This window comes from Bacillus sp. SIMBA_031 (assembly GCF_046535225.1).
GTDB classification, from domain to species: domain Bacteria; phylum Bacillota; class Bacilli; order Bacillales; family Bacillaceae; genus Bacillus; species Bacillus velezensis.
The window spans coordinates 1,149,941-1,162,511 of sequence record NZ_JAWRXC010000001.1; the positions used below are offsets into that span (position 1 = coordinate 1,149,941).

15 protein-coding genes and 1 other RNA gene are annotated in these 12,571 nt (G+C 44.3%); 6 read left to right on the top strand and 10 right to left on the bottom strand.

Annotated features, from left to right (window positions below; translation table 11 throughout):
- Positions 1-73 precede the first annotated feature (73 nt).
- From recQ to gerPC, 5 genes are all read right to left on the bottom strand, one after another.
- Positions 74-1,852 carry a DNA helicase RecQ gene (recQ, locus tag SB724_RS05145; protein WP_410570348.1) on the bottom strand — a complete coding sequence of 593 codons (1,779 nt, stop codon included), beginning with the start codon at positions 1,850-1,852 and terminating at the stop codon, positions 74-76.
- 107 nt (positions 1,853-1,959) lie between these two features.
- Positions 1,960-2,145, bottom strand: a non-coding RNA gene (gene ssrS, locus SB724_RS05150) — 6S RNA.
- 215 nt (positions 2,146-2,360) lie between these two features.
- The gene (locus SB724_RS05155; protein ID WP_003153791.1) at positions 2,361-2,987 is read right to left on the bottom strand and encodes an FMN-dependent NADH-azoreductase; all 627 of its coding nucleotides are present in this window, start codon (positions 2,985-2,987) and stop codon (positions 2,361-2,363) included.
- A 144-nt stretch (positions 2,988-3,131) separates the two neighbouring features.
- Positions 3,132-3,623 carry a TraR/DksA family transcriptional regulator gene (locus tag SB724_RS05160; protein WP_015417624.1) on the bottom strand — a complete coding sequence of 164 codons (492 nt, stop codon included), beginning with the start codon at positions 3,621-3,623 and terminating at the stop codon, positions 3,132-3,134.
- Between the two features lie 83 nt (positions 3,624-3,706).
- Positions 3,707-4,087 (bottom strand): spore germination protein GerPC, encoded by a 381-nt coding sequence (gene gerPC, locus SB724_RS05165; RefSeq protein ID WP_410570351.1) that lies wholly within the window; start codon positions 4,085-4,087, stop codon positions 3,707-3,709.
- 92 nt (positions 4,088-4,179) lie between these two features.
- On the opposite strand from gerPC, the gene SB724_RS05170 reads away from it, so the two are divergent.
- The gene (locus SB724_RS05170) at positions 4,180-4,413 is read left to right on the top strand and encodes a hypothetical protein (protein WP_174737570.1); all 234 of its coding nucleotides are present in this window, start codon (positions 4,180-4,182) and stop codon (positions 4,411-4,413) included.
- Here the strand turns inward: SB724_RS05170 and SB724_RS05175 are convergent.
- The gene (locus tag SB724_RS05175) at positions 4,400-4,882 is read right to left on the bottom strand and encodes an Hsp20/alpha crystallin family protein (protein ID WP_003153787.1); all 483 of its coding nucleotides are present in this window, start codon (positions 4,880-4,882) and stop codon (positions 4,400-4,402) included. The two genes, SB724_RS05170 and SB724_RS05175, sit on opposite strands and share 14 nt — an antisense overlap.
- Before the next feature lie 70 nt (positions 4,883-4,952).
- Here SB724_RS05175 and SB724_RS05180 point away from each other — a divergent pair, with 70 nt between their 5' ends.
- Positions 4,953-5,225: a hypothetical protein gene (locus SB724_RS05180; protein WP_003153786.1), complete on the top strand. Its 273-nt coding sequence runs from the start codon at positions 4,953-4,955 to the stop codon at positions 5,223-5,225.
- Positions 5,222-5,455, top strand: a complete 234-nt coding sequence (locus SB724_RS05185) for a hypothetical protein (protein WP_003153785.1) — start codon at positions 5,222-5,224, stop codon at positions 5,453-5,455. The genes SB724_RS05180 and SB724_RS05185 overlap by 4 nt, the downstream gene beginning before the upstream one ends.
- Positions 5,456-5,499: 44 nt before the next feature.
- On the opposite strand, the gene SB724_RS05190 is transcribed toward SB724_RS05185, so the two are convergent.
- The 3 genes from SB724_RS05190 to SB724_RS05200 all read right to left on the bottom strand — a co-directional run bounded on the left by SB724_RS05190 (position 5,500) and on the right by SB724_RS05200 (position 6,548).
- Complete coding sequence (locus SB724_RS05190) at positions 5,500-5,844, bottom strand: PH domain-containing protein (RefSeq protein WP_003153783.1); 345 nt, start codon at positions 5,842-5,844, stop codon at positions 5,500-5,502.
- Between the two features lie 294 nt (positions 5,845-6,138).
- Positions 6,139-6,279 (bottom strand): DUF4025 domain-containing protein, encoded by a 141-nt coding sequence (locus SB724_RS05195; protein WP_003153781.1) that lies wholly within the window; start codon positions 6,277-6,279, stop codon positions 6,139-6,141.
- A 65-nt stretch (positions 6,280-6,344) separates the two neighbouring features.
- Positions 6,345-6,548, bottom strand: coding sequence for a DUF6501 family protein (locus SB724_RS05200; RefSeq protein WP_044802223.1), 204 nt, complete (start codon positions 6,546-6,548; stop codon positions 6,345-6,347).
- 183 nt (positions 6,549-6,731) lie between these two features.
- On the opposite strand from SB724_RS05200, the gene SB724_RS05205 reads away from it, so the two are divergent.
- From SB724_RS05205 to SB724_RS05215, 3 genes are all read left to right on the top strand, one after another.
- Positions 6,732-8,219 carry an aldehyde dehydrogenase family protein gene (locus tag SB724_RS05205; RefSeq protein ID WP_007611960.1) on the top strand — a complete coding sequence of 496 codons (1,488 nt, stop codon included), beginning with the start codon at positions 6,732-6,734 and terminating at the stop codon, positions 8,217-8,219.
- A 96-nt stretch (positions 8,220-8,315) separates the two neighbouring features.
- Positions 8,316-10,199 (top strand): terpene cyclase/mutase family protein, encoded by a 1,884-nt coding sequence (locus SB724_RS05210; RefSeq protein ID WP_410570354.1) that lies wholly within the window; start codon positions 8,316-8,318, stop codon positions 10,197-10,199.
- Positions 10,196-11,041, top strand: coding sequence for a superoxide dismutase (locus SB724_RS05215; RefSeq protein ID WP_007611962.1), 846 nt, complete (start codon positions 10,196-10,198; stop codon positions 11,039-11,041). The genes SB724_RS05210 and SB724_RS05215 overlap by 4 nt, the downstream gene beginning before the upstream one ends.
- Before the next feature lie 39 nt (positions 11,042-11,080).
- On the opposite strand, the gene SB724_RS05220 is transcribed toward SB724_RS05215, so the two are convergent.
- Complete coding sequence (locus SB724_RS05220; protein ID WP_007407975.1) at positions 11,081-12,418, bottom strand: sodium-dependent transporter; 1,338 nt, start codon at positions 12,416-12,418, stop codon at positions 11,081-11,083.
- Positions 12,419-12,571 lie beyond the last annotated feature (153 nt).

A 12,571-nucleotide genomic window follows, 5' to 3' on the forward strand; every position in this document is an offset into this window, starting at 1 on the left:
AGGGTTTTCAAGCTTCTGATTTTTCCGGCGCCAATGAAAAACACAATGTGCAAATTTCTAAAAAAACTTTTTTTCACTCTGTTTCTCTTACATAATTTCGGATTTCTTCTAAAAAAACCGCTCCGTATTTCAATCTTTTTTGTTCCCCGACCCCTTTTACGGAAAGAAGATCCTGATCCGTTTTCGGAAGTTTCGCCGACATTTCTTTTAACGTCTGATCTGAGAACACGACAAATGGAGGCACACCCTGTTCAGCTGCAATCTCTTTGCGGAGACGCCGGAGAAGCTCAAATAATTCATCATTTTCAGTAACGGCGGCGGCCTGTAAGGCTTCTTTTCTCGCGACTGCGCTTTTTCCAAGCAAAACGTCCCTGCCTTTTTGGGTGACCATAAGCGTCGGAAATGTGCCGTCCGCCATTCTGATATATTCATCTGAAATAAGAAATTCGATAAAATCACTGATTTCCGCTGCGGATTGATGCTTCATAATGCCGTAAGTGGACAGGCTGCTGAAGCCGTTTTCCAGCACTTTTTTATTTTTAGACCCGCTAAGCACCTGCGCCACCATCGTTTTTCCGAAGCGCTCATTCATTCTGATAATGCATGAAAATACCATCTGCGCTTCTTTTGTGACGTCATGGGCGGTCCTTGTATCAGTGCAATTGCCGCATGCTCCGCAAGCTGCCGCCTCATTCTCGCCGAAATACTTCAGAATAAACCGCTGCAGGCAATCTTCCGTATGACAGTAATCCACCATCTGTCTCAGTTTTTTGAGATCCTGCTTTTGTTTTTCTTCTCCGGCGGCCGATTGGTCTATTAAAAAACGCTGCACCATAATATCCTGCGGCGAAAACAAGAGCACACACTCGCTGTTAAGACCATCGCGCCCGGCCCGTCCGGCTTCCTGGTAATAGCTCTCCATATCTTTCGGAATCTGCGCGTGTAAAACGAATCTGATGTTGCTCTTATCGATTCCCATTCCGAAAGCGGACGTAGCTACCATCACTTGTATCTGATCGTTAAGAAACCGCTCCTGCTGATCTTTTCTGTCATCATCCGCCAATCCGCCGTGATAACGGCCGGCATTGATGCCGCTGCGTTTTAATTTCTCATATAAACGGTCGGTTTCTTTTCTTGTCGCTGTATATATAATGCCGGCTTCGTGTTTATTTTTTTCCAGATACCGCTCGATAAACCGGTCTTTGTTTTCGCCCTTTACTACTTTAAACGTTAAATTCTCTCTGGCAAAACCGGTATATACAGTTTGTTCTTTCTTAATATGAAGCTGCTTGCAGATGTCATCATGAACCTCAGGCGTAGCCGTCGCCGTTAATGCGATGATGACGGGCGGTTCTTTTAATTCATTAAAAAGGATTTCGATATTCCGGTAACTCGGCCTGAAATCATGTCCCCATTGCGATATACAGTGAGCTTCGTCAATGGCGACAAGAGGAACCGTAATATTCTGCAGGATGTGAATGAATTCAGAAGAAGTCAAACGCTCCGGTGTGATGTAAAAGAGCCGGTAAGCCCCTTGTTTCAAACCGGTCAGGCGCTCATGAATGTCACGGCTTGTCTGGGTGCTGTTAATATAAGCTGCCGCGATACCCGCTTCTTCAAGCGCGTCGACTTGATCTTTCATTAAGGAAATAAGAGGGGAAATAACGATTGTGGTTCCTTCAAACAGCAGTGCGGGAATCTGATAGCAGATTGATTTTCCGCCCCCCGTCGGCATAATGCAGACCGTGTTTTTTCTCTCCTCTGCAACTGATTGTATCGCCTGCTTTTGGCCCGCGCGAAGACTGTCGTAGCCAAAATAATGCGCCAGAAGGGATTGGGCTTTATCCAGCATATGTTGTAAAACCTCACTTTGTCTTTGATTCTTTTATTTTATCATACTGATAAAGTACGCTGCTCAAGGGCAATGCAAAATAAAAAGCCATCTCCACAAGGGAAATGGCTTTCGCTACGTATGCCGTACGCAAGTAAGAAAGTTTTAAACCACCACTCCTCAAAGTGGGTGTTTGCAGAAGCGTTCCTGTCGTCCTCTGCAATGGAGGCATGACATTCCGGCTTCGATATAAAACTCCCTATTACAGCTTAAAGGTTAAAACTTAATTAACAATACGAACAATGTAGCTTCTCTTATATCCTACACCATCAGTCGTATTTTGGCAAGAGGGTTAATTCTTTTACAGAAAACCTTTTTTCTTTGTGAAAAATGCTTTATTCTACATAAAAATTGTTTTTTCGACAAAATATCAATATATCAATATAAGATCAGATCGAAAGCTGCCGCCAGTTTCTTCTATAATAGAAAAAACTCTCACACCCTATAGGGGCGCAAGAGTTAATGGAAATTAGAATTTTGCAGCCAGATCTTTCGCTTCTTGCAGTCCTTTTTCAATGATCGCTTGAGCGTTATCCGGTGCAGCATTATGGCCTTCAACGACAACAGTGTGAAGATCTTGGACACCCCAGAAACCGAGAACGGTTTTCATGAAGTTTAATGACATTTCAAGAGATGCCATCGGTCCTTCAGAATATACGCCGCCGCGTGCGTTTAAGAGCGCTACTTTTTTATCTCCCATCAGACCTTTTGGTCCTTCAGGCGTGTATGTGAAAGTAACTCCTGCGCGAGACAGGTAATCAACATAAGTATGAAGCACAGCAGGCACTGTGAAGTTCCAAAGCGGGAATGCAAACACGACTTTGTCAGCTTTGACAAATTGATTTAAGTAAATGTCAGCAGTTGACGCTTGTTTTTTCTCTTCGTCTGTCATTTCAATTCCTTTTGAAGCTTTGAATGTTCCGTTAATCATATCTCTTCCGAGGTAAGGAAGGTTTTCTTTATGAAGATCAAGTTCGATCACTTCATCATTCGGATTGTTTTCTTTATAAGCAGCCAGAAACGCTTCGTATAATTTTACGGATACGCCTTCTTCAGCCGTACGATCACTTGATTTTACAAATAATACTTGAGACATTCTAAATTCCTCCCGGTAATCTTTTAATATTTACTTACAAATAGTATGTTACTTTCTTTTTTATATAAAGTCAATGATTTTATTTCGATTCTGAGATTTTTTATGGAATAAAAAAACAGGTACATATGAATGTACCTGCTGCTATTATTGTGAATCCTGCTCGCGATCCAGGATTTCGTAAGTTTGTGAGCTTTTTTGATCAACGGTTTCTTTATTTGAGAGGTCTTTCACCTGCTCGTGAAATTCCCTTTCATATGACGGAGCGTCTGTTTTCACATCCCCTTCTGTTTCTCGCTGCGCTTCGACGGTCATTCTTGCATACGGTACGGCTTCAAGTCTTTCATAAGGAATTTCTTTTCCCGTTTTCTCGCAAATCCCGTATGTTCCTTTTTCCATTCGTTCAAGCGCGGCGTTCACCTCATCTAAAAGATTCTGATCGACACCGTCCAGCGTCTGATTCGTGACCCTGTCCAAATAAATGCTTCCGTGATCAGCTAAGTGATTATCTACTCCGTTCGATAGTTCTCCTGTGTCTTCGCTCATTGAATGATTTTCTTTTGATTCTCCCTGAAGACTTTCCTTTAAATCGATTAATTTATGGTAAAGGCTGTCCTGCTGTTCTTTTGATAATGACATATTCATCATCTCCTTTTTCGTCTGTATTCTTCGCTGCATCTGTTAATACATACCCTCGAAAAAGGAGGATGAAACAATGGAGGTCAATGCTTTCTCCCCCTGATGGTGACATTGGGTGTCTGCTGCTTTGTCTGTCTTTTTTCTTTCGCAGCATCATTTTGCCGGTTGTCCCGAAATTCTTCAGCGCAGGCTTGTTTGAGCCTGTGCTCCGGTGTATGGTAAGTGGCGCCGATATTCAGCATACCGCTCAGCTCTTCTATACTCAGCTGTTCAAAATCAATATTGTATTCAACCTTGTCCACTTTGACGTGCTCAATATGGACATATGTTTTTTCCCCTTCAACCGTTTGCGGCTCAAAATGACACTTATCCTGAAGCTCATCAAGCTGTTGTTCCACTTTCTTAAGCCGGTCTAATTCTTCTTCACACACTTTTTTGAAAATCTCTTTCATTATTTTTTTCAAAGAAAATCACTTCTTTCCCCGTCACTCTTGGAAAGTTCTATGCGTCCCGCATTGCGAATATATAAACATGATATACAAAAAGGAGGCGAATCATGATGTTTTTTCCATCCGTTATCAACTTTGAGTATATAAAAATGAACGGAATCAGCGGCGGAGCAGCTTTTAACGCCGGCTCTTCCGTTATGGTGAGAAACACAGCAGCCAATAAAAGAAATGAAGGGTACGGTGAACAAAACGGTGATTGCACCGTTGTCGTCATCCCTATCATGAGTATCGATGATTCAGATCTGATAGATGGCACCGCGAACAAGATCAGCCTTCGATAATGATCTGGCTTGCATCCCCCAGATGTTTAGCAATCGATATATATAAAATCCCGTCTTTGAATACCGCCTGCATTCCCTTCGTCCCCTGAGCGGAATGCGGTAGGTCGAGTTTTTTTTCAAAATCGCCGTATTTTCCGGTCTTCTGTTTAAAATCCTGTTCATTAAAAAAGGATTTTCTCGTGCCTTTTACGACGATATATTCTCCGTAGGACAGCAGCTGAACATCTTGTTTCCGGTAGCCGGGCAGATACAGTAAAAATTGGAGCTCATCATGGGTTTCCACAATATCTATAAGAGGAAAAGCATCCTCATTTCTTCTCATTTGCCCATCTCCCTGTTGAAAGGGAAAATGAGAATGGCCGTTTTGAAATGATTTCAGTTGTTCATCATCAAAAACGTTTTTCCAAAAGTCGCCGCCGGACATGTTTTGCGCCATTTCCATCCACTGCTTCATCTTATCGAAATCCATTTTTATCGCCCCCTATCTAAGCATACGGTCATAACAGCCGGCATACACCTGTATTAAAGGAGGTTTGCCTGTGGTTCAACCAACTCCATATATCAATATTAATATTTTCATGTTGAAAATTAATTCCTTTGAAAATGCTTCAGCGGTTAATGTCGGACAAAATTTACTGGCGGAATGGCAGAATTCTGATAAAAAGAATCAGGGATACGGACAGAACTTCGGAGATGCAAGCGGCTTCATCGGCACGAACGGCAAAGTGGATGACCGGGATCAAATTGATTCTCCATCTACCTTTGAGTCTGCATGCGATAAAATCCCTGCCGGAAAAGGAGGCCCATTATGATGTTTTCGCCGGTTTTGGTAAATGTAGGAGGCTTTAAAGTAAATGCAGTCGACCGCGGTTCTTCCATTACGATCGGCCCGTATCAGCAAATCGATTATTTTTTATCCAATAAGATCAACTACGGATTCGGTGAAGAAAATGGTGATTTGGCGCCGATTTATATCCCCATCAGTTCTATTGCTGATCCGGATCTCATTGATTCGAACTCCGGAAAAACAAGCATTATATAATAAAAAGGCCATCCGCATGCATTCGGATGGCTTTTATGTGATATTTAACTGCATAAGTATTTTGTTAAGATGGCTTGAACCTCAGTCAAGTCCGTTTCTTTTGCAAATTCCAATTCGAAAGTTTTTCCCCTTGTCATTAATACAAGCCCGGTATCGGGATCAAACATCCCCGCTTCTTGAATGGCGAAGCTTTCAATTGTTTTATATGGAAGAAATACGCGCACTTTCTTTTTGGAGAACATTTTATTATCAAAGAAAATCACTCGTTTATTCGTAAAGCATATTTGGTCAACCCGCAGTTTATAAATCGTTTCGATCCGTTCTCCCTCAACGAGCAAAGCCTCCAGCTTTTTTGTGTCGGTTGATCTGCTGACAGAAAAAATTCCCAATGAAGAACCCCACTTTCTGCTTCTATACTATTGTTTTATTACAATCATAAAAAAATAAGTTCTTTATCCCTATATAAGAATACGACATAGACGGCATTTAAACCATTACGAACAGATTACATTTTTAGAACGTTCATCAAAAAAGCCCTTCGCGAAAGGTGCCGCTGTTATGAAGTAGTACGGTTCAGCGAAAGAAAAGGTTTCAAGAAAACGGTATTTTTTTCGAAAAGTCAGTTTTTTATTTTCGCCATAAAAAACCGCGGCTTCTCCAATGCCGCGGTTTTAACAAAAACATCAACGATCCGTATCTTCAATTGTTCCTTCTTTATAGGTATCAGAAATTTGTTCCATCGTCGTGTCGGTGCCTTCTTCAGGTTGCACTTGCTGAAGCTGATCTGATGTTTTATTTTGTTTGTCTTGCTCTGTTTTTTTCATTTTGCAGCCACCCTTTATATGTAGTCTTTTTTAGTATGGCTCAGGCAAAATAAATTCATTCAGCTTTAAACTTCTTCAAAATACTCTTTGTAGAAGCCTCCGACTTTGTTTGTATTGTCTACAACAAAAATGAATTCTTCTGTTTCATTTTTGACTTCATACTCTTTACCCGGCGTCAGCACATTTTTGACAATGTATTTTTTCGCATCTGTATGTACGCATTTGACCTTTTTGGCGCTTTCTTTTGTCTGCCAATTATTATGAATCATTTATAAAACTCCTTTTCTTAATCGATAAACTTATTGTAGCCGTTTTTTCTTGTGAATTGCAATAACGGTTATCGATTGATTTTACCGGAGATGTTATTATAAAATGACTGTATGCGCTTACTTCGCGCGGACATCAAGATGCTCAAAACAGACCATAAAAAAATTTCGGGAGGTTTGTTACGAATGAGTTCTTTAACGATGCAGATCACAAAAAGGCTGGAAACATTTTTACAGGGTACGAAGAAACTTTATATTGACGGAAAATTTGTTCCGAGCGCTTCAGGATCAACATTTGTCACACCGAATCCGGCAACCGGAGAAACGCTGATGACGCTTTACGAGGCACAGTCAGAAGACATTGACAGTGCAGTGAAAGCGGCACGCAAAGCCTTTGATCACGGCGAATGGCGCACTATGCCGGCCGCTTCCAGAAGCAGGCTGATGTATAAGCTTGCCGATTTAATGGAAGAGCACAAAACGGAACTCGCGCAGCTTGAAACACTTGATAACGGAAAACCGATTAATGAAACAACAAATGGGGATATCCCGCTCGCAATTGAGCATATGCGTTATTATGCCGGGTGGTCTACAAAGATAACCGGACAAACAATTCCGGTCGCCGGCTCATATTTTAATTACACCCGCCATGAGCCTGTCGGCGTCGTGGGACAGATCATCCCTTGGAACTTCCCGCTCCTTATGGCGATGTGGAAAATGGGCGCCGCCCTTGCTACAGGCTGCACAATCGTTTTGAAACCGGCGGAACAGACACCGCTGACCGCCCTCTATTTAGCGGAATTAATAGATCAGGCGGGCTTCCCTGACGGCGTCATCAATATTGTCCCAGGGTTCGGCGAGACGGCCGGAGAAGCGCTGACCAACCATGACGATGTCGATAAACTCGCTTTTACCGGTTCTACAGAAATCGGCAAAAAAATCATGGAAAAAGCCGCAAAAAAAATTAAACGCGTGACACTGGAACTTGGCGGAAAGTCACCTAACATCATTTTGCCTGACGCCAATTTGAAGAAAGCGATTCCCGGCGCTTTAAACGGGGTCATGTTTAATCAGGGGCAGGTATGCTGCGCAGGCTCCCGTGTCTTCATTCACAAAGACAAATATGATGAGGTCGTCAGTGAAATGGTTTCATATGCGAAATCGCTTCAGCAAGGCGCCGGCCTTCACCAAGATACACAAATCGGCCCGCTCGTTAGTCAGGAACAGCATGAGCGCGTGCTTTCATATATTGAAAAAGGAAAAGCGGAAGGAGCCAAAGCTGTCGCGGGCGGCAGCTGCCCGTTTGAAGAAGGGTATTTTGTCTCCCCGACTGTATTTGCGGATGTGGATGACAGCATGACCATCGCAAAAGAAGAAATTTTCGGCCCTGTTTTAGCAGCCATTCCGTATGATACGGTAGATGAAGTCATTGAGCGGGCGAACCGCTCGGAATACGGCCTTGCAGCCGGACTTTGGACTGAGAATGTGAAAAACGCCCATTACATTGCTGACCGTCTCCAAGCCGGCACCATTTGGGTCAACTGCTACAATGTTTTCGATGCTGCATCTCCTTTCGGCGGCTATAAGCAATCCGGCCTCGGGCGGGAAATGGGCTCTTACGCGCTGAATAATTATACAGAAGTGAAAAGCGTCTGGATCAATCTGGAAGACTAAATCAAACAAGAAACTGCTGCCTGTCAGCAGTTTCTTTCTTTTGTCATGCCGCCTTTTACATATGAATATATATGCTTCTGAAGGAGTTGAGCGAGTGTGAGCACAATTCATGAAAACGTCAGAAGCCGCCAAAAGAAAACCATCTCCCTATTAAGAGAAACGCAAAATGCGGACGGCTCATGGTCATTTTGTTTTGAAGGACCGATTTTGACAAACGCCTTTCTGATCCTCCTCCTCACTTCTCTTGGAGACAATGATAAAGAACTGATCGCTGAGCTTGCAGAAGGCATTCGCGCTAAACAGCGCCCGGACGGAACTTTTGCCAACTATCCTGATGACCTGAAAGGAAATGTGACCGCTACTGTACAGGGCTATGCCGGCTTGCTGGCTTCCGGTTTATATAGCCGTTCTGAGGCGCATATGATTCAGGCCGAACGCTTTATCATCTCAAATGGCGGCTTGCGCAACGTACACTTCATGACAAAGTGGATGCTTGCGGCAAACGGCCTTTATCCATGGCCCGCGCTGCATCTGCCATTATCTTTCTTAGTCATTCCCCCATCCTTTCCGCTGCATTTTTACCAGTTCAGTACATACGCCCGTATTCATTTTGTACCGATGGCCGTGACGCTTAACAAAAGATTTTCGCTGAAAAATCCCAATGTTCCGTCTCTCGCGCATTTAGATCGGCATATGACTAAAAATCCGTTTACATGGCTTCGTTCCGATCAGGATGAGAACAGAGACCTCTCTTCTCTTTTCGCGCACTGGAAGCGGCTTTTGCAGATTCCTGCCGCTTTTCACCAGCTCGGTCTGCGTACGGCCAAAACGTATATGCTTGACCGGATTGAAGAAGACGGCACATTATACAGCTATGCGAGTGCCACTATTTTTATGGTGTACGGCCTGCTCGCTCTCGGTGTATCGCGCCACTCCCCCGTTATCAGAAAAGCGCTTGCCGGCACGAAAGCTTTGCTCACGTCGTGCAGCAATATACCGTATCTGGAAAATTCAACGTCGACCGTTTGGGATACGGCGCTTCTCAACTATGCGCTTATGAAAAGCGGCATCTCAGATAACGATCAGATGATAACCTGCGCCGCCCGGTTTCTGCGTGAACGGCAGCAGACGAAAGTCGCTGATTGGGCCGTTCACAACCCGCATGCTGAACCGGGAGGATGGGGTTTTTCAAACATTAATACGAATAATCCTGATTGTGATGACACAGCCGCAGTGCTCAAAGCCATTCCGCGAAAACTTTATCCCGCCTCATGGGAACGCGGACTGAGCTGGCTTTTGTCCATGCAAAACAGTGACGGCGGCTTCTCTGCTTTTGAGAAAAATGTCAATCATCCGCTGGTCCGCCTGCTGCCGCTGGAATCGGCTGAGGAAGCTGCCATCGACCCTTCAACAAGCGACTTAACCGGACGGGTGCTGCACTGTTTAGGAGAAGCGGGGCTTTCTTCTGATCACCCTCAGATTGAAAAAGCCGTCCAATGGCTGATCCGCCATCAAGAAGAGGACGGATCGTGGTACGGCAGATGGGGTGTCTGCTATATTTACGGCACATGGGCGGCGCTGACAGGGATGAAGGCTTGCGGGGTGAGCCAAAACCACCCGGCCGTGAAAAAAGCGATCCGCTGGCTGAAATCCATTCAAAACGAGGACGGAAGCTGGGGGGAATCCTGTAAAAGCGCAGAAGTCAAAACTTATGTTCCGCTTTCTTACGGGACGCTTGTACAGACGGCTTGGGCGGCCGAAGCTTTGCTGCAATACGAAAAAACTCATCATCAAGCCGTCACAAAAGGCATATCTTTTCTTATTGAAAACCGGCATTACGAAGGCGCCGCTTTCAGCTATCCGACCGGAATCGGCCTGCCGAAGCAGTTTTACATCAGGTATCACAGCTACCCGTATGTGTTTTCTTTGCTTGCGCTCAGCACTTTTATGAAAGTGAGTGAAAAGGAGGAAGAAAAATGAAACGGCACGCTTATCAAACCGAGATGCTGAATTGGTGTGAAACCTTGAAGGAACAAGTCATTCAGCAAGGTCGGTTCGATCGCTTCGCGGCACAAATCGACCGGATTTTTCACACCCTTCAGGATGATGGATTAACGGAGGCGGAATGGTATGAACAGGCATCGGCACTTTACCGGGACATTACTGAACCCGAAGAGCCGGATGAGCGCAGAGCTTATGTGCCGATCGGCAAGCATGTCCTCCCTAAACTGCCTTACAGTTATTCCGCACTGGAACCGTATATTTCAAGAGAGATTATGAAACTCCACCATACCAAACACCATCAGAGCTATGTTGACGGTCTGAATAAAGCAGAACTGGAGCTCAAAAAAGCGAGACAGACGAAACAGTACGACTTAGTGGCGCATTGGGAGCGGCAATTGGCGTTTCACGGCGCGGGCCATTATTTGCACAGTATTTTCTGGTTTTCGATGAATCCAAACGGAAAAAGACGGCCGACGGGTGCGCTCTTTCAAATGATTGATGTGTCATTCGGAAGCTATTCCGCTTTTAAAGAGCAATTTTCTCAAGCGGCGAAAAAAGTCGAAGGAGTCGGCTGGGCTATCCTAGTCTGGGCGCCGCGCGCCGGGCGGCTGGAGATTTTGGCCGCTGAGAAGCATCAGCTCTACAGCCAGTGGGACGTCATTCCTTTGCTTCCGCTGGATGTGTGGGAACACGCTTATTATTTACAATATAAAAACGACCGCGCGGCTTACGTGGATCAATGGTGGAATGTCGTTGATTGGCGGGAGGCGGAGAAACGGTTCGAACAAGCGCACCGCGTGATATGGCCGCTTTATTAAAAAAGCCCCCGTCTTGAACGGGGGCCTGCTTCTTTTGGTTTAAAAAATACCAAGCACGTGCAGAAAAACGATAATAATGGCTACAGGAGCCACATAACGGATTAATAGGAGCCAGACTGCAAACCATTTTCGTTTTATACCGGAACCGCTTTTCAGTTCGTCAAACAGCATCTGTTTCGGAATTTTCAGCGGTACGAAAACGGCAATTAAAAGCGCGCCCAGCGGCATTAAGACATTGCTGACCAGAAAATCCGCAGCGTCAAAAATACTGCGGTGAAAAATAGAAACATCACTCAAAATTCCGTACGACAGCGCCGAAGGGACCCCGACAATAAATATAGCAAGTCCCCCGATCCATGCATACCGCTTCCGTTTTGCTGAATCGCCTTTTGACAAAACAGCAACTAAAATTTCAAGCATTGAAAAAGCCGATGTCAGCGTCGCAAATAAAAACAGCAGCAAAAAGGCGAGTAAAAACACGATGCCCAACGGCATTTGGTTAAAGACGGTCGGCAGCACGTTAAATAACAGCTGCGGGCCTTGATCCGGCTTGAGGCCGAATGCAAACACCGCCGGAAAAATCGCCACTCCCGCCATCACAGCAACAAGGACATTTAATACCGTCACCGATACGGCGGATTGAACAATATTTTCTTCTTTTTCTAAATATGCGCTGTATGTAACCATTACGGACACTCCGACGCTTAACGAGAAAAATGATTGTCCCATCGCATATAAAATGGTATTGGCATCCATCGCGCCAAAATCAGGCATAAAAAAGAATTTTAATCCTTTTGCTGCATCATGCAGCGTAACGGAGCGGATCATTAAAAGAATAAACAGAATAAACAGAGCCGGCATCAGCACCTGGCTTACCTTTTCGATTCCGCTGCTCACCCCTTTTGCCACAACTAAAATCGTCAGCACGATAAACAGCAGCTGGCCGAAAACGGCTGCATAAGGATTTGAAATGGTATCGATAAATAACGTATCAAATCCCGAAGAAAGCGATAAGCCGCCTGTAAAGCCTTTTATAATGTAGATTAATATCCATCCCCCCACTACGCTGTAGAAGGATAATAGAATAAAACACGTAATGATTCCGAGATATCCGATCCAGTGCCACTTTTTCCCCGGCGCGAGCGCCTTATAGGATTCAACGGCGTTTTTTTGTGTTTTTCTGCCGATAATAAATTCAGCAAGCAAAAGCGGCAGTCCGATTAAAACAGTAAATAAAATAAAAACAAGCAGAAAAGCGCCGCCTCCGCTGGTTCCCGCTACGTAAGGGAACTTCCATATTGCGCCGAGCCCGATTGCAGAGCCGGCCGTAGCTAAAATAAATCCCAGCTTAGATGACCATTGATTAGCTTCTTTCACTTCAGCACTCCCAATTCATTTCAGTATAAAAATCAATTGTAAGAATATATGTCTGAATAGTCAAGAAGATGTTAGTTTACATAATAATTTTATTGAAAACTTATATTTAATATTGAATTATTCAGAAAATTATTTATAATGGAATACAGAAAA